The sequence below is a fragment of the Aromatoleum toluclasticum ATCC 700605 genome (assembly GCF_000378245.1).
GTDB classification, from domain to species: Bacteria; Pseudomonadota; Gammaproteobacteria; order Burkholderiales; family Rhodocyclaceae; genus Aromatoleum; species Aromatoleum toluclasticum.
On record NZ_KB899496.1, the window covers coordinates 251744 to 277090 of the forward strand.

General features: G+C 63.0%; 21 protein-coding genes. 19 read left to right on the plus strand and 2 right to left on the minus strand.

From position 1 onward, the window contains the following. Nucleotides 1–56: 56 nt before the first annotated feature. Complete coding sequence (locus F464_RS0112430; protein WP_018990146.1) at nucleotides 57–1046, minus strand: malate dehydrogenase; 990 nt, start codon at nucleotides 1044–1046, stop codon at nucleotides 57–59. 222 nt (nucleotides 1047–1268) lie between these two features. Between F464_RS0112430 and F464_RS0112435 the strand changes: the two genes are divergently transcribed. From F464_RS0112435 to moaE, 17 genes are all read left to right on the plus strand, one after another. Then, on the plus strand, nucleotides 1269–1997 hold the full coding sequence (locus F464_RS0112435) for a GntR family transcriptional regulator (protein ID WP_018990147.1): 729 nt from the start codon (nucleotides 1269–1271) through the stop codon (nucleotides 1995–1997). Between the two features lie 105 nt (nucleotides 1998–2102). Further along, nucleotides 2103–2492, plus strand: a complete 390-nt coding sequence (gene sdhC / locus F464_RS0112440) for a succinate dehydrogenase, cytochrome b556 subunit (protein ID WP_026295954.1) — start codon at nucleotides 2103–2105, stop codon at nucleotides 2490–2492. Further along, on the plus strand, nucleotides 2486–2833 hold the full coding sequence (gene sdhD / locus F464_RS0112445) for a succinate dehydrogenase, hydrophobic membrane anchor protein (protein WP_018990150.1): 348 nt from the start codon (nucleotides 2486–2488) through the stop codon (nucleotides 2831–2833). The genes sdhC and sdhD overlap by 7 nt, the downstream gene beginning before the upstream one ends. A 2-nt stretch (nucleotides 2834–2835) precedes the next feature. Beyond that, nucleotides 2836–4629, plus strand: coding sequence for a succinate dehydrogenase flavoprotein subunit (gene sdhA / locus F464_RS0112450; protein ID WP_026295955.1), 1794 nt, complete (start codon nucleotides 2836–2838; stop codon nucleotides 4627–4629). Nucleotides 4630–4648: 19 nt separating this feature from the next. Beyond that, complete coding sequence (locus F464_RS0112455) at nucleotides 4649–5359, plus strand: succinate dehydrogenase iron-sulfur subunit (protein WP_018990152.1); 711 nt, start codon at nucleotides 4649–4651, stop codon at nucleotides 5357–5359. Next, a complete protein-coding gene (locus tag F464_RS0112460; protein ID WP_018990153.1) occupies nucleotides 5356–5592 on the plus strand; it encodes an FAD assembly factor SdhE in 237 nt (78 codons plus the stop codon). Before F464_RS0112455 ends, F464_RS0112460 begins: the two co-directional genes overlap by 4 nt. Before the next feature lie 62 nt (nucleotides 5593–5654). After that, nucleotides 5655–6950 (plus strand): citrate synthase, encoded by a 1296-nt coding sequence (gene gltA, locus F464_RS0112465; RefSeq protein WP_018990154.1) that lies wholly within the window; start codon nucleotides 5655–5657, stop codon nucleotides 6948–6950. 145 nt (nucleotides 6951–7095) lie between these two features. Then, nucleotides 7096–9942, plus strand: a complete 2847-nt coding sequence (locus F464_RS0112470; protein ID WP_026295956.1) for a 2-oxoglutarate dehydrogenase E1 component — start codon at nucleotides 7096–7098, stop codon at nucleotides 9940–9942. A gap of 33 nt (nucleotides 9943–9975) precedes the next feature. After that, complete coding sequence (odhB, locus tag F464_RS0112475) at nucleotides 9976–11169, plus strand: 2-oxoglutarate dehydrogenase complex dihydrolipoyllysine-residue succinyltransferase (protein WP_018990156.1); 1194 nt, start codon at nucleotides 9976–9978, stop codon at nucleotides 11167–11169. A gap of 77 nt (nucleotides 11170–11246) precedes the next feature. Next, a complete protein-coding gene (lpdA, locus tag F464_RS0112480) occupies nucleotides 11247–12677 on the plus strand; it encodes a dihydrolipoyl dehydrogenase (protein ID WP_018990157.1) in 1431 nt (476 codons plus the stop codon). Between the two features lie 88 nt (nucleotides 12678–12765). Then, nucleotides 12766–13878: a cell division protein ZapE gene (gene zapE / locus F464_RS0112485; protein ID WP_018990158.1), complete on the plus strand. Its 1113-nt coding sequence runs from the start codon at nucleotides 12766–12768 to the stop codon at nucleotides 13876–13878. 37 nt (nucleotides 13879–13915) lie between these two features. Further along, the gene (locus F464_RS0112490) at nucleotides 13916–15871 is read left to right on the plus strand and encodes an ATP-dependent DNA helicase (protein WP_018990159.1); all 1956 of its coding nucleotides are present in this window, start codon (nucleotides 13916–13918) and stop codon (nucleotides 15869–15871) included. A 24-nt stretch (nucleotides 15872–15895) separates the two neighbouring features. Then, on the plus strand, nucleotides 15896–17230 hold the full coding sequence (locus tag F464_RS0112495; protein WP_018990160.1) for a hypothetical protein: 1335 nt from the start codon (nucleotides 15896–15898) through the stop codon (nucleotides 17228–17230). Between the two features lie 38 nt (nucleotides 17231–17268). Further along, nucleotides 17269–17769 (plus strand): molybdopterin-guanine dinucleotide biosynthesis protein B, encoded by a 501-nt coding sequence (gene mobB, locus F464_RS0112500; protein WP_018990161.1) that lies wholly within the window; start codon nucleotides 17269–17271, stop codon nucleotides 17767–17769. Continuing rightward, complete coding sequence (locus tag F464_RS0112505) at nucleotides 17759–18964, plus strand: molybdopterin molybdotransferase MoeA (RefSeq protein ID WP_026295957.1); 1206 nt, start codon at nucleotides 17759–17761, stop codon at nucleotides 18962–18964. The genes mobB and F464_RS0112505 overlap by 11 nt, the downstream gene beginning before the upstream one ends. Before the next feature lie 4 nt (nucleotides 18965–18968). Continuing rightward, nucleotides 18969–19223 carry a molybdopterin converting factor subunit 1 gene (moaD, locus tag F464_RS0112510; RefSeq protein ID WP_018990163.1) on the plus strand — a complete coding sequence of 85 codons (255 nt, stop codon included), beginning with the start codon at nucleotides 18969–18971 and terminating at the stop codon, nucleotides 19221–19223. 3 nt (nucleotides 19224–19226) lie between these two features. Next, entirely contained in the window at nucleotides 19227–19694 is a 468-nt protein-coding gene (moaE, locus tag F464_RS0112515) for a molybdopterin synthase catalytic subunit MoaE (RefSeq protein WP_018990164.1), read from the plus strand. Nucleotides 19695–19754: 60 nt separating this feature from the next. On the opposite strand, the gene F464_RS0112520 is transcribed toward moaE, so the two are convergent. After that, nucleotides 19755–20252, minus strand: coding sequence for a phasin family protein (locus F464_RS0112520; protein WP_018990165.1), 498 nt, complete (start codon nucleotides 20250–20252; stop codon nucleotides 19755–19757). 279 nt (nucleotides 20253–20531) lie between these two features. Here F464_RS0112520 and clpB point away from each other — a divergent pair, with 279 nt between their 5' ends. Both clpB and F464_RS0112530 read left to right on the plus strand, forming a co-directional pair. Further along, on the plus strand, nucleotides 20532–23111 hold the full coding sequence (gene clpB / locus F464_RS0112525) for an ATP-dependent chaperone ClpB (RefSeq protein ID WP_018990166.1): 2580 nt from the start codon (nucleotides 20532–20534) through the stop codon (nucleotides 23109–23111). Nucleotides 23112–23321: 210 nt separating this feature from the next. Further along, entirely contained in the window at nucleotides 23322–25220 is a 1899-nt protein-coding gene (locus tag F464_RS0112530) for a SurA N-terminal domain-containing protein (RefSeq protein WP_018990167.1), read from the plus strand. Nucleotides 25221–25347 lie beyond the last annotated feature (127 nt).

Genomic DNA, 25347 nt, shown 5'->3' on the forward strand with positions numbered 1-25347 from the left:
AAAAAAAAGCCGCGGCGCATTGCCGCGGCTTTCCGCTGAAGGCTTGCGCCGGCGGATTACTTCAGCATGTCGGCAACTGCTGCGCGCTCGTCTTCGAGCTCGGTGAGAGTCTTGTTGATCTTCTCACGCGAATATTCGTCGATCTCGAGACCCTGGATGATCTTGAATTCGCCGTTCTTGCACTCGCAGGGGAAGCCGAACACGACGCCGGCCGGAATGCCGTAGGAACCGTCGGACGGAACTCCCATGGTGACCCAGTCGTCGGAGCCGAGGGCCCAGTCGTGCATGTGATCGATCGCAGCGTTTGCGGCCGAAGCAGCGGACGACAGGCCGCGTGCGTCGATGATCGCAGCACCGCGCTTGCCGACCGTCGGCAGGAAGACGTCGTTGTTCCAGGCATGATCGTTAACGAGTGCCTTGACGGAATCGCCGTTCGACGTGCAGAAGCGGTAGTCGGCGTACATCGTGGGCGAGTGGTTGCCCCACACGACCATCTTCTTCAGGCTCGACACCGTACGGCCGGTCCTGGCGGCGAGCTGCGACAGCGCGCGGTTGTGGTCCAGGCGCAGCATGCCGTGGTAGTTGTTCGGGTTGGTGCGGCCGACCTTCCTGGCAGCAGCAGCGGCGATGTAGGCATTCGTGTTGCACGGGTTGCCGACGACGAGAACCTTGACAGTCTCCTTGGCGTTCTCGGCAATTGCCTTGCCCTGAACCGTGAAGATCGCGCCGTTTGCGGTCAGCAGGTCGGCACGCTCCATGCCGGGGCCGCGCGGACGGGCACCCACGAGCAGGCAGTAGTCGGCATCCTTGAATGCGACGTTCGGGTCGTCGGTCGCAACCATGCCGGCGAGCAGCGGGAAGGCGCAGTCTTCCAGCTCCATCATCACGCCCTTGACCGCCTTCTGGGCTTGCGGCAGATCGAGCAGTTGCAGGATCACGGGCTGATCTTTGCCCAGCATTTCGCCGCTGGCGATGCGGAACAGCAGGCTGTATCCGATCTGGCCGGCAGCGCCGGTAACAGCGACACGGACGGGGGCTTTGCTCATCTGAGTACTCCCTCTAAAGCGATTTGAAGAGAAGACGGTTTTGATTGTAGATGTTGCGCCCGCGATTGCAGCTCGGCGTTCGACTTTGGAAACCTTGAATGCGGGTTCCGGGCGGGAGGATGGTAGAAGCAAGTCCGGTGCGTGTCAATTAATGTCACTTGTCTTATATAAGACATCAGACTGATAATGGACGGTTCGAAAATTTTGTGATGAAATGCGCCCATGGCACAGGAATCCCCAACCTTCAGTCCGCTTTACCGGCAGATCAAGAGCCTGATTCTTCAGGCACTTGAGTCGGGCGAATGGCGCCCCGGGCAGGTGATTCCGAGCGAGCAGGAGCTCGCCTCGCGATTCAGCGTTTCCCAGGGAACGGTTCGCAAGGCGATAGACGAGATGGCAGCCGAGAACCTTCTCGTGCGCAAGCAGGGCAAAGGCACGTTCGTTGCGTCGCATAACGACCCGCGCGCACTGTTCCGGTTCCTGCGTCTCGTTCCGATGGATGGCGATCTCGCTCATCCCCAGAGCGTGCCGATGGACTGCTGGCGCGCCAAGGCGGGACAGGAAGCTTCACGCATGCTCGGCATCGAGCAGGGCGAACCCATCATCATCGTGCGTCGCCTGCTGAGGTTCGCGCAAAAGCCCGTGGTGATCGATGAGATCTATCTCCCGGGCGAGATTTTCCAGGGGCTGACCCTCGAAGTGTTGCAGAGCTGGAACGGCTCGCTCTACAGCCTGTTCGAAACGCGCTTCGGGTTGCGCATGATCCGCGCCCAAGAGCGGATTCGTGCCGTCGCGGCCGATCGGTCGACGAGCGACACGCTGCGGGTACAGGAAGGTACCCCGCTCCTGTCGGTCGAGCGGGTGACGTACACCTATGGCGATAGGCCGGTCGAATGGCGGCGCGGCCTTTATTCCACGGCCGAGCATTTTTATCTGAATGAACTGAATTGAGCGCGCGGTGCGGCGGAATGAATACATTCCGCGTATATAATTCTCGCGCTTTGCAAGTTGGGAGAACCGCGTCGGGCAACCGTCGCTAAATTAGGGGTAAACAATATGTCAGAAGCCATAGCGCCAAAGCAGCGGCCCAAATTCCTGGCCCTGCACGAAATCCGGCTCCCATTGCCGGGTATCGTTTCCATCCTTCATCGGGTCAGCGGGGCAGGGCTGTTCCTGATGCTGCCGTTCCTCCTGTACCTGCTCGATCGCAGCCTCGCTTCGCCCGAGTCCTTCGCGGCGTACAAGAGCGTTGTCGGCAACCCGCTCGTCAAGATTCTCCTGTTGGGTTTGCTCTGGGCCTACACGCACCACTTCTGTGCCGGCATCCGTTTCCTGCTGCTCGATCTTCACAAGGGCATCGACCTGCAGTCGGCCCGTAACAGCTCGCGCATCGTGCTGGTTGTCAGCATCGCGCTGACCGTGATGATTGGGGTGAAGCTATGGTAAATCGCATTGTCGTCGGCGCTCACTACGGGCTGCGCGACTGGATCGCGCAGCGCGCAACGGCGCTGTTCATGGTGGTGTTCACCATCCTTTTTGCCGCCGCTGCGCTGGGCCTGCCGGAAATGAACTATCAGGTCTGGTCCGGCCTGTTCCGTAACGGCATCGTGCGGTTCTTCGCATTCCTGTTCTTCCTCGCGCTCTTTTATCACGCCTGGATCGGGGTGCGTGACATCTGGATGGATTACGTCAAGCCGGTCGGTGTGCGTCTGGCCCTGCATCTTGTAACGATTTTCCTGCTCGTCGGCTATGCCGGCTGGGCTGCGCAGATTCTTTGGAGGCTGTGAGCGTGACTGTCGCTAAGCGTACTTTTGACGCAGTTATCGTTGGCGCCGGCGGTGCCGGTCTGCGTGCGGCCCTGCAACTTTCCGAAGCCGGTCTGAAGACCGCCGTGCTGACCAAGGTGTTTCCGACCCGTTCGCATACCGTCGCCGCCCAGGGTGGCGTCGCCGCGTCGCTGGGCAATTCGACGGAAGACAACTGGCATTGGCACATGTATGACACCGTCAAGGGGTCGGACTGGCTGGGTGACCAGGATGCGATCGAATTCATGTGCCGCAAGGCCAACGAAGTGGTCGTCGAACTCGAACACTACGGCATGCCTTTCGACCGCACCGATAACGGCAAGATCTACCAGCGCCCGTTCGGCGGCCACTCGCAGAACTATGGTCAGTCGCCCGTTTCGCGCTCCTGTGCCGCGGCGGACCGTACCGGCCATGCGATGCTGCACGCGCTGTACCAGCGCAACGTGCGCGCCAATACGCAGTTCTTCGTCGAGTGGATGGCGCTCGATCTCATCCGCAACGCGGACGGTGACGTCCTTGGCGTGACCGCGCTGGAAATGGAAACGGGCGAAGTCTCGATCTTCCACGCCAAAGCGACGATCTTCGCGACTGGCGGTGCCGGCCGCATCTTCCACAGCTCGACGAACGCGTTCATCAACACCGGCGACGGTCTCGGGATGGCAGCGCGCGCCGGCGTTCCGCTCGAAGACATGGAGTTCTGGCAATTCCACCCGACGGGCGTGTTTGGTGCCGGAGTGCTGATTACGGAAGGCGTGCGCGGCGAAGGCGGCATTCTGCGTAACGCGTCCGGCGAGCGCTTCATGGAGCGTTATGCGCCGAACCTCAAGGACCTCGCATCGCGCGACGTCGTTTCGCGTTCTATGGTCACCGAGATCAATGAAGGTCGCGGCTGCGGTCCCGACAAGGATCACGTGCTGCTGGACATCACGCACTTGTCGCCGGAAACGATCATGAAGCGGCTGCCGGGCATCCGCGAGATCTCGATCCAGTTTGCCGGCGTCGACCCGATCAAGGCTCCCATCCCGGTTGTGCCCACTGCGCATTACCAGATGGGCGGTATCCCGACGAACTACAAGGGCCAGGTCGTTGCACCGAAGGGCGGCAATCCGAACGCGCCGGTCATCGGTTTCTATGCGGCCGGTGAATGTGCCTGCGCATCGGTGCACGGAGCAAACCGGCTCGGCACCAACTCGCTGCTCGACCTGCTGGTGTTCGGCAAGTCGGCGGGTGAGTCGGTCGTCGCGGATTTGACTAGCGGGAATCTCAGCCTCAAGCCGCTGCCGGACGATGCCGCAGACATGTCCCTCGCGCGTCTCGCGCGCCTCGAAGGTCAGACCAACGGCGAGAGCGTGTTCGACGTCGGCCTCGAGATGCGTCGCACGATGCAAAAACACGCGGGCGTGTTCCGTTTCGACAACCTGCTGAAGGAAGGTGTCACGCAGATCCTGGCGGTGGCCGAACGGGCCAAACGCACGGGGATCAAGGACAAGTCGAAGGTCTGGAATACGGCGCGCACCGAAGCCCTCGAGCTCGACAATCTGATCGAAGTCGCGAAGGCGACGATGGTGTCGGCCGAAGCCCGGAAGGAATCCCGCGGCGCGCACGTGCGCGATGACGCACCCGATACGTCGGAATTCCCGAATGGCCGTAACGACAATGAATGGCTCAAGCACACGCTGTGGTACAGCGAAGGGAACCGGCTCGAATACAAGCCGGTGACGATGAAGCCGTTGTCACACGATGTCGAGCCGATCGCGCTCGCGAAGCGTACCTACTGAGCGCGGGAGAAATACTGAAATGAGCAAGCGCACCATTCAATTGAAGATGTACCGCTACGATCCGGACAAGGACGACAAGCCGTACATGCAGGACTACACCCTCGAACTTGAACCGTCGGACAAGAAACTGCTCGACGTGCTGGTTCGACTGAAGTCGCAGGACGATTCGCTGTCGTTCCGCCGTTCTTGCCGCGAAGGCGTCTGCGGTTCGGACGCAATGAACGTCAATGGCAAGAACCGGCTTGCGTGCCTCACCGACATCGACGGTCTGCCGCAGCCGATCGTGCTGCGTCCGTTGCCGGGGCTGCCCGTGATCCGCGACCTGATCGTCGACATGACGCAGTTCTTCAAGCAGTACCACTCGATCAAGCCGTACCTGATCAACGAGACGCCGGCACCCGAACGCGAGCGCCTGCAATCACCGGAAGACCGTGAGGAGCTCAACGGCCTGTACGAGTGCATCCTGTGCGCCTGCTGCTCGACGTCCTGCCCGTCGTTCTGGTGGAACCCGGACAAGTTCGTCGGGCCGGCGGGCCTGCTTGCGGCATACCGCTTCCTCGCCGACACGCGCGACGAGGCAACGAGCGAGCGTCTCGACAACCTCGAGGATCCGTACCGCCTGTTCCGCTGCCACAGCATCATGAACTGTGTCGACGTGTGCCCGAAGAGTCTGAATCCGACGCGCGCGATTGGCAAGATCAAGGACATGATGGTCAGCCGGGCTGTATGAGCATCAACCGGGGGCGCGTGCGCTGGCAATGTCGTCGGGCTCTTCTGGAGCTCGACCTCGTCTTCGCACGCTTTCTGGAAAGGGACTTCGACCGTCTTACCGACGGTCAGGTGGCGGACCTCGAGGACCTGCTCCGTTGCGAGGACCATGACCTGTGGGCCATGGTCAACGGGAGCGCGGCCTGCGAGGTCGACCGCTGGAAGGAGATGATCGGACTGCTGAGTCAGCGCTGACTCGGCAGGACGCTCGTTACAGGGAGCTAGTAGTTAATACGGGCACGCAAAAGGGATGACCTATGAGCACTGAACGCACCGCAACGCTTACCGTCGATGGCAAGACCGTCGAATTCCCGGTGATGACCGGTACCCACGGGAACGATGTCATTGACATCCGCACCCTGGGTGCCAAGACCGGTCTCTTCACCTACGACTCCGGGTTCCTTTCGACCGCGAGCTGCAAGTCCACGATTACCTTCATCGACGGTGACAAGGGCGAGCTGCTGTATCGGGGTTATCCCATCGAGCAACTGGCCGAGAAGTGCAACTTCCTCGAAGTTGCCTACCTCCTGAAGAACGGTGAGCTGCCGAACACCGCGCAGAAGGGTGAGTTCGAGACGACGATCAAGAACCACACGATGCTGCACGACCAGATGACGAAGTTCTACTCGGGCTTCCGTCGTGACGCGCATCCGATGGCGGTCATGGTTGGCGTCGTTGGCGCGTTGTCGGCGTTCTACCACGAGGCGCTGGACTTCTCGGATGCGGCGCACCGCAACATCTCGATCAACCGCCTGATCGCCAAGCTGCCGACGATCGTTGCGATGGCCTACAAGTACAACATGGGCCAGCCCTTCATGTACCCGCGCAACGACCTCGACTACACGGCGAACTTCATGCACATGATGTTCGGTACGCCGTGCGAGAAGTACGAGCCGAACCCGGTGCTGGTGCGCGCGCTCGACGTCATCTTCACGCTGCACGCCGATCACGAGCAGAACGCGTCGACCTCGACTGTCCGCCTCGCCGGCTCGTCGGGAGCGAACCCGTTCGCCTGCATCTCGGCGGGCATCGCCTGCCTGTGGGGCCCGGCGCACGGCGGCGCGAACGAAGCCTGCCTCAACATGCTGGAGCAGATCGGTGACGTGTCGCGCGTCGGCGAGTACATCAAGCGCGCGAAGGACAAGAACGACAGCTTCAAGCTGATGGGCTTCGGTCACCGTGTGTACAAGAACTTCGACCCGCGCGCCAAGCTGATGGGCAAGGTCTGCGCCGACGTCCTCGGCGAACTGGGCCTCGAGAACGACCGCCTGTTCAAGCTGGCGAAGGAGCTCGAGAAGATCGCGCTCGAAGACGAGTACTTCGTCGAGAAGAAGCTGTACCCGAACGTGGACTTCTACTCGGGCATCGTCCAGAAGGCGCTGGGTATCCCGACGTCGATGTTCACGTGCATCTTCGCTCTGGCTCGCACGGTCGGCTGGATCACCCAGTGGGAAGAAATGATCACCGATCCCGAATACAAGATCGGTCGCCCGCGCCAGCTGTACATCGGCTCGGCGCGCCGCAACGTTCCGGAACTGGCCCAGCGTCCGTAACTGATGATCAAGGGCGGGAGAGAATCCCGGCAATGATCTCCGCGGGATGGTCGTTCGACGCGGCCATCCCGTTTTTGTTCGGAGACGCCGGGCATGCAGCGTCGAGTAGCCCAAGCAACGCAATAAGACTACAGGTGGCATAACAATGACCATTCAGCAACGATCCACTTCTCACTTGTTCGGCAGCAATGCGCCGTTCATCGAGGAGCTTTACGAGAATTACCTTTCCGATCCGGCGTCGGTGCCGGAATCGTGGCGTGCCTATTTCGACAACCTTCAGTCGCAGAGTGGCGCAGCGTTGCGCGACGTGGCGCATGGCCCGGTGATCGCGGCCTTCGCCGAGATGGCCAAGCGCGGCCCGATCCGCACCGTTGCCCCGGAAGGTGGCGACAAGCGTCAAGTGAGCACGCTCCAACTCATCAACGCTTACCGTTTCCTCGGCAACCGCTGGGCAAATCTCGACCCGCTGCGTCGTACCGAGCGGCCTCACATCGCCGAACTGGAGCCCTCTTACTACGGCTTCACCGAGGCGGACCTGTCGCGCAGCTTCAATACGGGTTCGTTCCACGGTTTCTCGACCGACCATGCGACCCTGCGCGAGATCCTCGAAGCGGTGCGCCAGACCTACTGCGGGTCGGTCGGTTCGGAATACATGTACATCTCCGACATTTCGCAGAAGCGCTGGATCCAGGCACGCCTCGAGAGCGTGCGCGCGACCCCGCGTTACGATGCTGCGAAGAAGAAGCGCATCCTCGAGCGCACGACCGCTGCGGAAACCCTCGAACGCTATCTGCACACGAGATATGTCGGCCAGAAGCGCTTCTCGCTTGAAGGCGGCGAGTCGGCGATCGTCGCGATGGACGAGCTGATCAGTGTCGCTGGTGGCCTGGGCGCCCAGGAAGTGGTCATCGGCATGGCGCATCGCGGTCGCCTGAACGTGCTGGTGAATACGCTCGGCAAGTCGCCGTCGATGCTGTTCTCGGAATTCGAGGGCAAGGCTGCTGCGGACCTGACTGCGGGTGACGTGAAATACCACATGGGCTTCTCCAGCGACGTCATGACGTCGGGAGGCCCGATGCACCTCACGCTGGCGTTCAATCCGTCGCACCTCGAGATCATCAACCCGGTCGTCGAAGGTTCCGTGTACGCCCGCCAGGTGCGTCGCAGCGACGATGCCAAGGGGCAGGTCATTCCTGTCCTGATCCACGGCGACGCGGCCGTCGCGGGCCAGGGCGTGAACCAGGAGATGCTGAATTTCTCGCAGACCCGCGGCTACGGCACGGGCGGCACCGTTCACATCGTCGTGAACAACCAGATCGGCTTCACGACCTCCGATCCGCGCGACTACCGCAGCTCGCTGTATTGCACCGACATCTTCAAGATGGTTGAAGCGCCGATCTTCCACGTGAACGGCGACGATCCCGAAGCCGTTGCGTTCGTCACACAGCTGGCCGTCGAGTTCCGCCAGGAATTCAAGAAGGACGTGGTGGTCGACATCATTTGCTTCCGCAAGCTCGGCCACAACGAGCAGGACGAGCCGATGGTGACGCAGCCGCTGATGTACCGCACCATCCAGAAGCACGCGGGTACTCGCAAGCTGTATGCCGACCGTCTCGTCGTTGAGGGTACGTGCCAGGCGGATGAACCCGATCGCATGATCGCAGAGTACCGCGAGCATCTCGATCGTGGCGAGCTCCTGTCGAATCCGGTTCTGCCTGGCCACAATCGTCAGTTCTCGGTGGATTGGACGCCGTTCCTGAAGAAGGCGTATACCGACGTCGCGGAAACCGCGATCCCCGTCCCGGAGGTCAAGCGGCTGGGCGAGCGCCTGTCCACGATCCCGGCGAGCTTCACTTTGCATTCGCGCGTGAAGAAGATCATCGATGACCGTGCGGCAATGGCACGTGGTGAGCAGGCACTCGACTGGGGCATGGGCGAGAACCTCGCCTACGCAAGTCTGCTGGCCCAAGGGTACCGTGTGCGTCTCTCCGGTGAGGACGTCGGCCGCGGAACCTTCTTCCATCGTCATGCGGTGCTGCACGACCAGAAGCGCGAGCGTTGGGACGAAGGCATCTACAAGCCGCTGGATCACATCCAGGACGGCCAGGCCGGATTCCAGTGCCATGACTCGGTGCTCTCGGAAGAGGCAGTGCTGGCCTTCGAGTATGGCTATTCGACGACCGAGCCGAACGAACTTGTCGTATGGGAAGCCCAGTTCGGCGACTTCGTGAACGGCGCTCAGGTAGTGATCGACCAGTTCATCAGTTCGGGCGAAGCGAAGTGGGGCCGGCTGAGCGGGCTCGTGATGATGCTGCCGCACGGTTACGAAGGGCAGGGTCCCGAGCATTCGTCGTGCCGTCCCGAACGCTTCATGAGCCTGGCGGCTGAAAACAACTGGCAGATCTGCGTCCCGACGACGCCTGCCCAGGTGTTCCATCTGCTGCGTCGCCAGATGCTGCGCAAGCTGCGCAAGCCGCTGATCATCGTCACGCCGAAGTCGCTGCTGCGTCACAAGGAAGCGATCTCGACGATCGACGAACTGGCCAGCGGCAGCTTCCAGACGGTCATCCCGGAAGTCGAGAAGCTCGATCCGAAGAAGGTCAAGCGCGTGGTTCTGTGCCAGGGCAAGGTCTACTACGAGCTGCTAGCTCACCGTCGCGAGAACAAGATCACCGACACGGCGCTTGTCCGCATCGAGCAGATCTACCCGTTCCCCACCGACGCCTTCGCCGCCGCGATTAATCAGTTCCCGAACGCCAAGGAAGTGGTCTGGTGCCAGGAAGAGCCGCGCAACCAGGGCGCCTGGTACTGGCTCGCGTCGCGCCAGCACCTCGTCAACGTGCTGGGCAAGCGCCGCCTGCTGCTCGTCAGCCGCCCCGCCTCGGCTTCGCCTGCGGTCGGCTACTACGCCAAGCACAACGCGCAGCAGAAGGCTGTCCTGGAAAACGCCTTCGGTCCGATCCAGGACACGACGCAACAATCACCCAACTAATAAGCACAAGCTCGGACTTCGGGAGAAGATCAAATGCTGATTGAAGTGAAAGTTCCGCAACTGTCGGAATCGGTTTCGGAAGCCACCCTGGTTTCGTGGCACAAGAAGGAAGGCGACGCGGTGTCGCGTGATGAGAACCTGATCGACATCGAGACGGACAAGGTGGTGCTCGAGACTCCGGCTCCGGCCGACGGCGTGCTCGTCAAGATCGTGAAGGCCAGCGGCGAGAACGTGACGTCGGGCGAACTGATCGCCCAGATCGACACCGAAGCCAAGGCCGCTGCCGGTGCTGCGGCTCCTGCCGCTGCCCCGGCCGCTGCGGCGGCACCCGCTGCAGCACCGTCGGCCGCTGCGGCCGGCGCTGCCAGCCCGGCCGCGCGCAAGATTCTCGAAGAGAAGGGCATTGCGACCACCGACGTCGCCGGCTCTGGCCGTGGCGGGCGTGTGACGAAGGAAGATGCGGTTGCAGCCCAGCCGCGCGCTGCCGCTCCCGCGGCTGCACCGGCTTCGCTCGCCCTGACCGGTGAGCGTCCGGAAGAGCGTGTGCCGATGACCCGCCTGCGCGCCCGCATCGCCGAGCGCCTGATCCAGTCGAAGAACGAAAACGCGATCCTGACGACGTTCAACGAAGTGAACATGGCGCCGGTCATGGCGCTGCGCAAGCAGTATGGCGACAAGTTCGAGAAGGCACACGGCGTGCGCCTCGGTTTCATGGGCTTCTTCGTCAAGGCCGCGGTCGCGGCGCTGAAGAAGTTCCCGATCCTGAACGCGTCGGTTGACGGTACGGACATCATCTACCACGGCTACATCGACATCGGCATCGCCGTCGGTTCGCCGCGCGGCCTCGTCGTGCCGATCCTGCGCGATGCGGACCAGATGTCCATCGCCGACATCGAGAAGAAGATCGCCGAGTACGGCCAGAAGGCGAAGGACGGCAAGCTGTCGCTCGAGGAACTCTCCGGCGGCACCTTCTCGATCTCCAACGGGGGCGTGTTCGGATCGATGCTGTCGACGCCGATCATCAACCCGCCGCAGTCGGCCATCCTGGGCATCCACGCGACCAAGGACCGTCCGGTGGTCGAGAACGGCCAGATCGTGATCCGCCCGATCAACTACCTGGCCATGTCGTATGATCACCGCATCATCGACGGCCGCGAAGCAGTGCTCGGCCTCGTGACGATGAAGGAAGCGCTGGAAGATCCGGCCCGCCTGATCCTCGACGTGTAATAGACCTTGTGCGTGGTGCCGCGCCGGAGCAATGCGTCCGGCGCGACACCACGTTTTTCGTTTTTCCGGAGTGAATGATGGCTGACAAGCAATTCGACGTACTCGTCATCGGCGGCGGGCCTGGCGGGTATGTGGCGGCGATTCGTGCTGCACAACTGGGTTTCAAGACGGCGTGTGCCGAGTCCAATCCGTATGCCGACCCGAAGGGCGAGCCGCGTCTCGGCGGGACCTGCCTGAACGTGGGGTGCATCCCTTCCAAGGCGCTGTTGCATACCTCCCACCTGTTCGAGGAAGCGGAGCACGCCTTCGAAGGGCAGGGCATCAAGGTGAGTGGCGGTGTCAGCATCGACGTGCCGACCATGATCGGCCGCAAGAACAAGGTCGTGGATCAGCTCACGTCGGGGATCAAGGGCTTGTTCAAGAAGAACAAGGTGACCTTCCTCGCGGGGCATGGCAGCTTCGAAAGCGCCGGTGCGGACGGATATGTCGTCAAGGTCGGCGGCGAAACGGTCGAAGCCAAGCACGTCATCATCGCGACGGGGTCGAAGCCGCGCCATCTGCCCGGCATTCCGGTCGATAACAAGATCGTTTGCGACAACGTCGGTGCCCTGGACTTCGATGCGGTGCCGAAGAAGCTGGGCGTCATCGGCGCCGGCGTGATCGGCCTCGAAATGGGCTCGGTGTGGCGTCGCCTGGGCGCGGAAGTGACCGTGCTCGAAGCGCTGCCCGATTTCATGGGCTTCGCCGACGTGGATGTGGCCAAGGAAGCGCTCAAGGTCTTCAAGAAGCAGGGACTCGTGATCGAGACGGGAGTGACCATCGGCGACACGAAGGTCACCAAGAAGGGCGTATCGATCGCCTACACCGACAAGGACGGCAAGGAGGCGAAGCTCGAATGCGATCGCCTGATCGTGTCCGTCGGTCGCGTCCCGAATACCGATGGCCTGAATGCCGCAGCGGTCGGCCTGAACGTGAATGAACGCGGCCAGATCGTTGTCGATGGTCACTGCAAGAGCAACCTGCCGAACGTCTATGCGGTCGGCGACGTCGTCCGCGGGCCGATGCTTGCGCACAAGGCGATGGAAGAGGCCGTCATGGTTGCTGAAGTCATCGCGGGTCAGGCCGGCCACTGCAACCTGGACATGGTACCGGGCGTGATCTACACGTCGCCCGAGATCGCCTGGGTGGGCAAGACCGAACAGCAACTCAAAGCCGAAGGCGTTGCCTACCGGGCCGGCAAGATCCCGTTCATGGCCAACGGCCGTGCGCTCGGTTCGGGCGATCCCACCGGCTTCGTCAAGATGCTGGCCTGCGCGCAGACCGATCGCATCCTCGGTGTGCACATCATCGGTGCGAATGCCTCCGAGCTGATCTCGGAAGCGGTCGTCGCGATGGAGTTCGGTGCGGCATCGGAAGACCTGGCGCGCATCTGCCACGCCCATCCGACCCTGTCGGAAGTGGTGCACGAGGCTGCCCTCGCGGTGGACAAGCGTCCGCTGCATTTCTGATCGGCCTTTCGGCTGGTCGCTCGCGGGGTGGTGCGGGATAATCCCGGACCACCCTCATTTTTTCGCATTACGGTTTCAGGCAGGTCCCATGCCCCATCGCGTCCTGAATGTCCCGCAGTACGGGATGCTCGAGGCCTACGAGGCCCAACTCGCTGCTCGCGGATACAAGTCGGATCCGGAGCAGCGCACCGCTGCACAGCGATTGCAGACGCTTTATACCGATCTCGTCGGGTTCAAGGCGGCTCGGCGTAACACCCTGCGCAAGCTTTTTACGCGACCGCAGTTGCCGCGTAGCGTGTATTTCTGGGGTGGAGTGGGGCGCGGAAAGAGCTTCCTGATGGATTGCTTTTACGATTCGGTGCCTTATCAGCGCAAGCGCCGGGTGCACTTCCATGCCTTCATGCAGGAGGTGCAGAACGACCTGAGGCAATTCAACAACGAGCCGGATCCCCTGCAGCGCGTTGCAGATCGCGTTGCCAAGGAAACGCGGCTATTGTGTTTCGACGAGTTTCACGTGTCCGACATCGCCGATGCGATGATTCTCGGGCGCCTGCTCGATGCGCTGTTCGCGCGCGGGGTCATCTTCGTGATGACATCGAACTATCCGCCGGACGGGCTCTATCCGAACGGCTTGCAGCGCATCAACTTCCTGCCGACGATCGAGATGATCAAGCGGCGCTTCGACGTCTTCGAGCTCGATCACGGTACCGATTACCGCTTGCGAACCCTCGAACAGATGGAGATCTACCTCGTGCCGGCCGACGAGGCGGCGCAGCGCAAGATGCGCGATGATTTCTATCATCTGGCTGCAAGTGAGCCGGCTGCTGGGGAGATAGATCTGTTCGAGCGCGGGCTGCCGGTTCTCGGTCATGCGACCGGCGTGATCTGGTTCGATTTCGCGACCCTCTGCGGCGGCCCCCGCTCGCAGAATGATTATCTCGAGATCGCCCGGGAACACCATACATTGATCCTGTCGGGAATCCCGCGCATGAACGCGGGCAGCGCCTCGGAAGCGCGGCGTTTCACCTGGCTGATCGACGTGTTGTACGACTACCGGGTGAAACTGATCGCCAGCGCCGAGGTCGACGCTGCGGAGCTCTACACTCAGGGGCACAACGCGCATGAATTCGTCCGCACGGTAAGCCGCCTGATCGAGATGCGCAGCCGTGAATACCTTGCGCTGGGTCACCGCGCAGATTGAGCCCGAGACCGGCCAATCCGGGAGCCGTGGATCAACGATGACCGATCTGGAAACCGCATTTTCGCCGGACGGCCCCCTCGCAGCGGCGATTCCGTCGTTTCGCCCGCGACCGCAGCAGCTCGAGATGGCCAGCCACATCGCGGATGCGCTGCGGGAAAACCGCGTTCTGGTGGCCGAGGCTGGCACCGGCACGGGAAAGACTTTTGCCTATCTTGTACCTGCGTTGCTCTCTCGCGGAAAGGTCATCCTCTCCACCGGGACCAAGACGCTGCAGGACCAGCTTTTCAATCGTGACCTCCCGAACATTCGGGCTGCCCTGAAGGTTCCCGTCACGATCGCGCTGCTTAAGGGGCGCGCGAATTACGTATGTCCCTACCATCTGGAGCGCAATGCGCGCGACGGGCGTTTCCTCACAGCGCAGGACGCGGCGGATCTGCGCGCGATCGCGCGATTTGCCAAGGTCACCCAGAGCGGTGACAAGGCCGAATGCAGCGAAGTGCGGGAGGATTCGCCCGCGTGGTTTGCTGCGACATCGACGCGAGACAACTGCCTGGGGCAGGAGTGTCCCGATGTGAAGGAATGTTTTGTCCTGGCTGCCCGGCGCGCGGCGATGGATGCGGACGTGGTGGTGGTTAATCACCACCTCTTCTTCGCCGATGTGATGTTGCGCGACGAAGGGATGGGGGAGTTGCTGCCGTCCTGCAACGCGGTGATCTTCGACGAGGCCCACCAGCTTCCAGAAACCGCCAGCCTGTTTTTTGGCGAGAGCGTGTCTACGTCGCAAATCCTCGAACTCGCGCGCGACACGCGATCGGAAACCCTCGCCGGCGCACGTGACTGCCGGGATCTCATCGACGCCACGCGCGCGCTGGAGAAGGCGGCGCGGGATTTCCGACTGGCCTTCGGAAGCGACCCCGCGCGTCTCTCGGCGGCACAGGTTGCCGCGCTGCCGGATTTCGAAAAGAGCCTCGATGCGCTGAACGGTGAAATCGACTCATTCGCCGCGATCCTCGAAACGCAGGCCGAACGCAGCGAAGGGCTCGCGAATTGCCTGCGCCGCACGGCCGAGATCGGCGAGCGGCTTGTCCGGTGGCGCTCGCCGGACGCGGGGGAGTTCATCCGCTGGGTCGAGGTGTTTCCACAGTCGGCGGCGCTCAATGCGACGCCGCTCCATGTTTCGGGCGTTTTTCGGCGCCAGCTGGAGAGCCATCCCCGGGCATGGATTTTCACGTCGGCTACGCTGGCTGTCGGGCAGAACTTCACGCATTACTGCAACGAGATGGGGCTGAGCTGGATCGAGCCGCCACCGGTCACCGCCGTATGGGGGAGTCCCTTCGACTACGAGAAGCAGGCGCTGCTGTATGCGCCGTCCGGAATGCCCGATCCGAACCACCCGGAGTACCCAGAGGCCGTTGCGCGCGTCGCCTTGCCCCTGATTCGCGCCGCGCGCGGGCGGACCTTCGTGCTGTGCACATCCCTGCGCGCAATGAAGCGCATCCATGGACTGATCTCCGACGGGTTGGAGCGCGCAGGGGAAAAACTGCCCCTGCTGTTGCAGGGCGAGGGGTCGCGCAGCGAGTTGCTCGATCGGTTCCGGCGGCTGGGAAACGCGGTTCTCGTGGCGAGCCAGAGCTTCTGGGAGGGTGTCGACGTACCCGGCGACGCCTTGTCCGTGGTCGTCATCGACAAGCTGCCCTTCGCTCCGCCGGACGATCCCGTGCTCGCTGCGCGGGTGGAGCATCTGCAGAAGAGCGGGCACAATCCGTTCATGCACTACCAGTTGCCGCGCGCGGTGATCAACATGAAGCAGGGGGCCGGTCGCCTGATTCGCAGCGAGCGCGATCTGGGTGTGCTGTGCATCTGCGACCCGCGGATGATCGACAAGCAATATGGCAAGATCGTCTGGCGAAGCCTGCCACCGATGCGGCGAACCCGCGCGGAAGCGGAGGCCGTCGCCTTCCTCGAGCAACTCCCGCCCCCGGGCTGGGTTTGATTTGCTTTCGACCCGAGAACACACATGACTGCGATATCGGCACTGGCAAGAGACCCACTCATCCAGGCGATCGCGGAGGGGGACTGCGAGGACATCGTCGAACGCATGAATCGCGGCTGCCAGTGCGTCTCGCTCGATCACGCCCGTTTGAAGGCCGAGCTCGAACGCGATCCGCGCGACGGAGCCTTGCTCTCGACGATCAATGCGACCCGGCCCCACCTTTTTGCAGACTCCGTCGCGTTCGTTGCCGAGCGGCATCTCGAGGCCGCTGCTGCAGTCGTCGAGGCGGTGGAGCGCGTCGCCGGCTTGCCGGGCTGGCAGTCCGCGGTGCTGCAGCACGCGCCAGCAAGCGCGCGCATCGATTGCGCGGCGAGCGGAGTGTTTCTCGGCTTCGACTTCCATCTCGCGGCGGATGGTCCGCGACTCATCGAGATCAACACCAATGCCGGCGGCGGATTGCTGAACGTCGCCCTTGCCCGCGCGCAGCGCGCATGCTGCGCCGAAGTGGTGCCCTTGGCGTCCCGGGGCGAGGAAGACCCGGAGCGCGCTTTTTTCGAAATGTTCGCTTCCGAGTGGCGCGCGGTCCGCGGCGACGCACCGCTGCGCACGGTTGCGATCGTCGACCGCGATCCGCAGGACCAGTATCTCCTGCCCGAATTCCTGCTGTTCCAGCGCCTGTTCGAGCGCCACGGGCTGAAAGCGTGGATTTGCGATCCGGCCGCACTGTGCTTTGTCGGGGGGCGGCTCGTGCTCGATGGTGAAGAGGTGGACCTCGTGTATAACCGGCTCACCGATTTCAGCCTCGACGAGCCCGCCTCGGCGGCGCTTGCAGCGGCGTGGCACGAACAGGCTGCAGTGATCACGCCACACCCGCGCGCACATGCGCTGTATGCGGACAAGGGCAATCTTGCGCTGCTGTGCGACGACGATTTCCTGCGCTCGCTGGGCGTAGACACCACGACACGAGACACCCTTGTGAAAGGCATTCCGCGCACGGTGCGCGTGCGGGCGGAGGATGGCGATTCACTGTGGAAGCACCGGCGCGAGCTGTTCTTCAAGCCCGAGACGGGTTTCGGCAGCCGCGCCGCGTACCGTGGGGACAAGCTCACCCGCAGCGTCTTCGCGAGCATACTTGCAGGCGACTACATCGCTCAGGAGCTCGTTCCCCCGAGCGCCCGGCGCCTGTCCGTGGAGGGCGTGGCGACCGATCTCAAGATGGACCTGCGGCTCTACGCCTTTCGAGGTGCGGTGCAATTGGCGGCCGCGCGCCTGTACCGGGGGCAGACGACCAACTTCCGCACGCCGGGGGGCGGTTTTGCAACGGTCGTCGCCTTGCCGTGCGCGCAACGCGGTGCTTGAGTTATTCTTCCTTTCCGCCAACGCAAGACGCCAACACGATGATCGTATTCGGTATCGCCGGCTGGTCCGGCTCGGGCAAGACGACCCTGATCGAAACACTGATTCCCGGCTTCTCCGCCCGCGGACTCACCGTGTCGGTGATCAAGCACGCACACCACGGGTTCGATCTCGACAAACCGGGCAAGGACTCATATCGCCACCGGGAGGCGGGAGCGAGCCAGGTGCTTATGCTTTCGAACGACCGCTGGGCCTTGATGCATGAGTTGAGGGGCGCTCCGGAGCCCACGCTGGAAGAGCAGCTGCGCGTCTTGTCGCCATGCGACATCGTGCTGATCGAGGGGTTCAAGGCCGCGCCGGTGCCGAAGATCGAAGTTCATCGCCCTGCGCATGGCAAGCCGCCCCTGTGGCAGGAAAATCCCCATGTTGTCGCGGTCGCTACGGACGTTCCGCTGGACTGCCCCGTGCCCGTCCTGCCGCTCAACGAACCCGACGAAATCGTCCAGTTCATCATCGAATACGCAGCCCGTCATGAATCCTGACATGCTTTCGTTTGACGACGCGCTTGCGACCCTGCTGGCGAAAGTCCGGCCGATCCGCGAGATGGAGATGGTCGACACGCTCGTGGCGAGTGGGCGCGTGCTCGCGGCCGATGTCCGCTCCCCGATCGCGGTGCCCGCACTCGATACGTCGATGATGGACGGCTACGCGCTGCGCACGTGTGACGTCGTGGCGGCCGGAGCGCGTCTGCCGATATCCCAACGCATACCGGCGGGCAGCGTGGGGACCACGCTGCAGCCCGGTACTGCGGCACGCATCTTTACCGGCGCACCGTTGCCGCCGGGAGCTGACGCGGTCGTGATGCAGGAACTGTGCGAGCATGCCGGTGACGACGTGATCGTCAATCATGCTCCCCGCGCCGGCGAGGCGATGCGCGCCGCCGGCAGTGAAATTGCAGCCGGTGATGTGGTCCTGCCCGCGGCCACGCGCGTGCGCGCCCAGGAGATCGGACTGGCCGCGTCGGTCGGTGTCGCCCAGCTCGCAGTCTTACGGCGGATGCGGGTTGCGCTCTTTTCCACCGGCGACGAACTCGTGATGCCGGGTGACCCGCTGCCGCCCGGCGGCGTTTATAACTCCAACCGCTTTCAGCTGCGCGTGCTTCTCGAACAGCTGGGCTGCGCCGTGACCGACTTCGGCATCGTTCCCGATCGGCTGGATGCGACGCGTGCGGTGCTGCGCGAGGCGGCGGAAGGTCACGACCTGATCCTGACCAGCGGGGGCGTATCGGTCGGGGAGGAAGATCACGTCAAGCCTGCGGTGCAAGCCGAGGGCTCCCTGGATCTGTGGAAGATTGCGATGAAGCCCGGTAAACCGCTTGCCTACGGTCAGGTGGGTAGCGCGGCCTTCATCGGCCTGCCCGGCAATCCCGTGTCCAGTTTCGTCACTTTTCTGCTGATGGTCCGCCCCTTCATCCTCGCCACGCAGGGAGCCGCCGCGGTGATTCCCAAGGCGCTGACGCTGCGGGCCGATTTCGACTGGCCGCGACCCGACCGGCGGCGCGAATTCCTTCGCGCGTGCATCAACGATTCGGGTGGCGTGGAGATCCACGGCAACCAGGGCGCTGCAGCGCTGTCTTCCATCGTGTGGGCCGAGGGGCTGGCCGACGTGCCAGCCGATACCCCCATCCGAAAGGGTGAGATGATCCGTTTTTTGCCATACGGCCAACTGCTTTACTGACACCATGACCGTCAAGATCCTTTACTTTGCCTCGCTCAAGGAAGTACTCGGATGCACCGAGGAGAGCTTCGTCCTCCCCTCGGGCGTATCGACGGTCGGTGAACTGCGCTCCTTCCTTGCCGACCGTGGCGAGAAGTGGAAGGCACTCGGCGAGGGGCGAAACGTCCGCGCGGCGCGCAACCAGCGCATGGCGGCGCCGGCCGACCCCGTGTTGCCCGGCGACGAGATTGCCTTCTTTCCCCCGGTGACGGGAGGCTGAATCATGACGGTGAGTGTGCAGGCTGAAGACTTCGACGTCGGTGCGGAAATCGCGGCCTTGTCGGCCGGACGCAACGAAGTCGGTGCCGTCGCGACCTTCCTCGGTCTGGTGCGCGACGTGAGCGGCGGGTCAAGCGTCGGCGCGATGACGCTCGAGCACTATCCGGGAATGACGGAGGCCTCGCTCGAGGAGATCGTCGTGCAGGCGCGCGCGCGTTGGTCGCTGTACGCCGTCAGGGTCATACATCGGTTCGGGCGGCTGGAGCCCGGCGACCGGATCGTGTTCGTCGGCGTCGCCGGCGCCCACAGGGGGGAGACCTTCGCAGCATGCGAATTCATCATGGACTACCTGAAAACGCGTGCGCCGTTCTGGAAGCTCGAAGAGACGCCCGAAGGGGCGCGCTGGGTCGATGCCCGCGACAGCGACGACTCTGCTGCGGCACGCTGGGAGCAGGGCGGCCGCCAGGCTTAGCCCACCACCCGGAAATGAAAACGGCGCCCGCGGGCGCCGTTTTTCTTCGCGAGGGCTGGATTACTTCTTGCCCTGCTGCGTGAAGAGCTGGAAGGCCTCGGTCGAGGCACGGCTCATCTGTTCGAAGGCTGCACGCGTCGTGTCCATCGCGTTCTGGATTGCGGACATGGCGTTCTGGTCGGTGATGGGCATGCCCGAGAACATCTTCTGCATCGATTCGAACACGTCCTTGCTGCCGGTCGACAGTTGCTCGCCGACGAGCTTGCCGACCTCGGCCTGGGTGCGGCTGGCCAGCTCCGCCATTTCGCGGGCACAGGCAAGCATCTTCTCGGTTGCGCTCTGGGTGTAGTGCGAGCGCAGCTCCAGAACTTCCTTCGGATCCTTGGCCGAGGAGAGAGCCTTGGCGTTCTGCACACCCTCTTCGAAGAGGCTCTTGGCCGTCGCGACCTGGAGCTCCATGATGCGCTGCGAGTTCTCGATCGACATCTGCGCCAGGCGCATCGCCGCTTCGAAGTTCTTCTTCTGGATTTCGTTGAACTGTTCTTGCTTGATCGCCATGTTCTTCCTCCACGAGCGCTGAAAAATTATCGAGGCCGCTGGTGCCTCCGGTGAATTCTTTCAACATAGCACGTCTGACAGGATGTAGCCGTACCAGTGAAAGCTTATCCGGGCCATTGGAGCACGAATGCTGCGACGCAGCAAGAGTGCCGATGCCGAATTTGGGGGCAAGCGCGTGACGGCCGACCATAATGGAGCGTATCCCGGTGGTCTGAAGGTTGAATTGCCCGGCGAAGGCCCCATATCTCGGTCAACCCCAATCGGATAACGGATGGTCCCATGCGCTTCGAAAAGCTCACCACAAAATTCCAGCAGGCCCTTTCGGATGCCCAGAGCATCGCCAACGGCGGCGATCAGCAGTTCATCGAGCCGGTCCACCTGCTCGTCGCGATGCTGGGCCAGGAAGATGGCGGAACGGTTTCGCTGCTCCAGCGAGCGGGCGTCAACGTCCCGCCGCTCAAGACTGCGCTCGACAAGCTCCTCGCGCGCCTCCCCAGGGTCGAGGGCCACGGAGGAGAGGTGCAGATCGGCCGCGACCTCTCGAATCTGCTGAACCTCGCAGACCGCGAGGCGCAGAAGCGCGGGGATCAGTTCATCGCGAGCGAGATGTTCCTGCTCGCCTTGTCCGAGGACAAGGGCGATACCGGTCGCCTGCTCAAGGAACACGGACTTTCGCGCAAGCCGCTTGAAGCGGCGATCGAGGCGGTGCGAGGCGGTGCGTCCGTGGGCAGCCAGGACGCCGAGGGGCAGCGCGAGTCGCTGAAGAAATACTGCCTCGACCTGACCGATCGCGCACGCGCCGGCAAGCTGGACCCCGTCATCGGCCGCGACGACGAGATCCGCCGCGCCATCCAGATCCTGCAGCGGCGTACGAAGAACAACCCGGTCCTGATCGGCGAGCCGGGCGTGGGCAAGACGGCGATCGTCGAAGGGCTGGCGCAGCGCATCGTCAACGGTGAAGTACCGGAAACGCTCAAGGGCAAGCGCGTGCTGTCGCTCGACATGGCCGCACTGCTCGCGGGGGCGAAGTACCGCGGCGAGTTCGAGGAGCGCCTCAAGGCGGTACTCAAGGAGATCGCCCAGGAAGAGGGGCGCATCATCGTCTTCATCGACGAAATCCACACCATGGTCGGTGCCGGAAAGGCCGAGGGCGCCATCGACGCGGGCAACATGCTCAAGCCGGCGCTCGCGCGCGGCGAGCTGCACTGCATCGGCGCCACCACCCTCGACGAGTACCGCAAGTACATCGAGAAGGACGCCGCCCTGGAACGCCGTTTCCAGAAGGTGCTGGTCGACGAGCCTTCGGTCGAGTCCACGATCGCGATCCTGCGCGGCTTGCAGGAAAAGTATGAGCTCCATCACGGGGTCGATATCACCGACCCCGCGATCGTCGCGGCGGCCGAACTCTCGCATCGCTACATCACCGACCGCTTCCTGCCCGACAAGGCGATCGACCTCATCGACGAGGCCGCCGCACGGATCAAGATGGAGATCGATTCGAAGCCCGAATCGATGGACAAGCTCGAGCGCCGGCTCATTCAGCTCAAGATCGAGCAGGAGGCCGTCAAGAAGGAAACCGACGAGGCCTCGCAGAAGCGTCTCCTTCTCATCCGCGACGAGATCGACAAGCTCGGGCGCGACTTCGCCAGCCTCGACGAGATCTGGCGCGCGGAGAAGGCGAGCGTCCAGGGCAGCCAGCACATCAAGGAAGAGATCGAGAAGCTGCGCGCGCAGATGGCCGAGATGCAGCGCCAAGGTCAGTACGACAAGCTTGCGGAACTGCAGTACGGCAAGCTTCCGCAACTGGAAGCGCAACTCAGGACGGCCGAGACCGCAGGCGGCGGTGAGCGCAAATTCAAGCTGCTGAGGACGCAGGTCGGCACCGAGGAGATCGCGGAAGTCGTGTCGCGGGCAACCGGAATCCCGGTGAGCAAGATGATGCAGGGTGAGCGCGAGAAGCTGCTGCACATGGAACAGCGTCTGCATTCGCGGGTGGTCGGTCAGGACGAGGCAGTACGGCTCGTGTCGGACGCAATCCGCCGTTCGCGTGCGGGTTTGTCCGACGAAAACCGCCCGTACGGATCCTTCCTCTTCCTCGGCCCCACCGGCGTGGGCAAGACAGAGCTCTGCAAGACCCTCGCCGAGTTCCTGTTCGACTCGGAAGAGCATCTGGTCCGTATCGACATGAGCGAATTCATGGAGAAGCATTCGGTTGCCCGCCTGATCGGCGCACCTCCGGGCTACGTGGGCTACGAAGAAGGCGGTTACCTGACGGAGCAGGTACGTCGCAAGCCCTACAGCGTCATCCTTTTCGACGAGGTCGAAAAGGCCCACCCGGACGTCTTCAACGTCCTGCTGCAGGTGCTCGACGACGGGCGGATGACCGACGGGCAGGGGCGCACCGTCGATTTCAAGAACACCGTGATCGTGATGACCTCCAATCTCGGTAGCCAAATGATCCAGCAGATGTCGGGCGACGACTATCAGGTCATCAAGCTCGCCGTCATGGCCGAGGTGAAGACGTTCTTCAGGCCCGAGTTCATCAATCGCATCGACGAGGTGGTCGTGTTCCATGCCCTTGACGCACGCCATATCGCGAGCATCGCGCGCATCCAGCTTCAGTATCTCGAGAAGCGCCTGGCGCGGCTGGACATGGCGCTCGAGGTCACCGACGAGGCTCTCGGGGAGATGGCGGAGGCCGGGTTCGATCCGGTTTTCGGTGCGCGGCCGCTCAAGCGCGCGATTCAGGAGCGGATCGAAAACCCGCTGGCCAGAGCTATCCTGGAAGGGCAGTTTGCTGCGAAGGACAAGATTCTGGTCGGGGTCGAGGGCGGGCGTATCACGTTCGCAAAGGCCTGACCGGTTCCGCACTCGCTGCGGGAGGGGCAAGGGCTTCCCCGCGGTTCTGCGCCAATCGGAAGGCCTTGATGCGCATCGAGAATGGCGTAGGCTGCACGCCGGGGATGCATCGCGTTTGGCCTGCCGGCCCGCGCGATGCGATAATCCTCGCCTTATGCAGGCGGCGGACGCCGCCTTCGCTTACCCCCAGGGAATACACGGAAGCCAACGATGCTGGAATCAGTTCGCAATAACAAACGCGCGGCGCAGATCATCCTTGCGCTGCTGATCGTCCCCTTTGCTTTCTTCGGACTGGATTCGTATTTCCGGGATGGTCCCGGGGGCACGGACGTGGCTACGGTTGGCAAGTCGAAGATTTCGACAGCGGAGTTCGATCAGGCATTGCGTGAACAGCAGGATCGGCTGCGGGAGTCGATGGGTGGGGAGGTCGATCGGGCATTGCTCGATTCGGAGCCGATTCGTCGCTCGGTCGTGGAAAACCTCGTGAACCAGCGTCTGCTGGCTCTGCATGCGGCCGACAGTCGGCTCATCGTGACGCCGCAGCAGTTGCAGCAGGTGATCGCGGGAGTCGACGCGTTCCAGCAGGATGGGCGCTTTTCGATCGAGCGCTATGAGGCGGCGGTGCGTGCCCAAGGCATGACGCCTGCCATGTTCGAATCCCGTCTCGCGCAGGACTTGCGGATGCAGCAAGTGGCACAGGCCATCGGTGATTCGGCGTTCGCGTCACGTGAGTCGATCAGGCGTTTCCTGACGGCGCAGCTCGAGGAGCGGAAGATCAGCGAATTGCAGTTTCCCGCGAACCGCCTGATCGGAGAGGTGAAACTGGCGGACGACGCGGCGAAGCAGTACTACGATGCGAACGGAGAGCGCTTCGAGCGTCCGGCCCGGCTGCGGGCGGAGTATGTGGTCTTCAACCAGGACGCGGTTCTCGGTCAGGTCAGCGTGTCGGACGAGGCTGCTCGCAAGTTCTATGAGACGAATGCGGAACGTTTCAGCCAGCCCGAGGAACGCAGTGCGCGGCATATCCTGATCTCCGCCGCGGCGGATGCGTCGGCCGATGCCGTGACCAAGGCGAACGAAAAGGCTGCCGGGATCCTGAAGCAGCTGCGCGCCGATCCCAAGCGGTTCGCTGAACTGGCGAAGGCGGAATCACAAGATCCCGGCTCGGCATCCCGTGGGGGCGACCTCGGATTCTTTGGGCGGGGCGCGATGGTGAAGCCCTTCGAGGATGCAGTGTTCAGCCTCGGCAAGGGACAGGTCAGCGAAGTCGTGCGTTCGGATTTCGGCTTCCACATTATCGAAGTCACCGACATCAAGCCGGCTCACGCCCGCCCGTTCGACGAGGTGAAGGGCGAGATTGTCGAAGAGCTCAAGCGTCAGGAGGCGAGCAAGAAGTTTGCGGAGCAGGCCGAGGTGTTCTCGAACACAGTGTATGAGCAGGCGGACAGCCTGAAACCGGTGGCGGAGGCGCTGAAACTGCAGGTTCGCACCACCGACTGGATCGAGCGGGTTGGCGGTGCGGTGGGCGACTACACGAACGAGAAATTGCTGAATGCGCTGTTCTCGGACGAGGCCATGACGAAGCAGCGTAACGTCGAGGCCGTCGAAGTGTCGCGCGGAACCCTGGTGTCCGCTCGCGTCGTGGAGCATCAGGCCGCTCAACGGACGCCGTTCGAGCAGGTGAAGGGGTCCATCGAACAGCAGCTCAAGACGGAGCAGGCGGCAAAGCTGGCTGTCGCGCGTGGAGAAGCTGCCCTTGCGTCGCTGCAGAAGGGGGAATCGGTGTCGGGCGAATGGAGCGCGGTGCGCACCGTGCAGAGGGCGAAACCGGAACTGGCACAGGCGGCAATTTCGGCAGTATTCGGAGCGCCGAGCACGAAGCTGCCTGCCTACGTCGGAGCACCGATGGCGGGGAGCGGATATTCGGTCTTCCGCATCGAGAGCGTCAACCGCATGGACATCGCCAAGGACGATCCGCGACTCAAGACCCTGGAAGGTCAGTACCAGCGCCTGGTTGCGGAACGCGATTTCAATGCCTTCCTCACCGCCCTGCGTGGGCGTTACGCGGTGAACATCAATACGGCCGCGGTCCGGCCGCAGCAGCAGTAAGCGCGCGCGAGGGCACGCCGAGGCGTGGCCCTCATCACTGGCAAAAACAAGAACGCCCGATGCTCACGCATCGGGCGTTCTCTTTTCTTCCAACCGCCGCGCATCGCGCGGCCTGCGGAGAACCTGG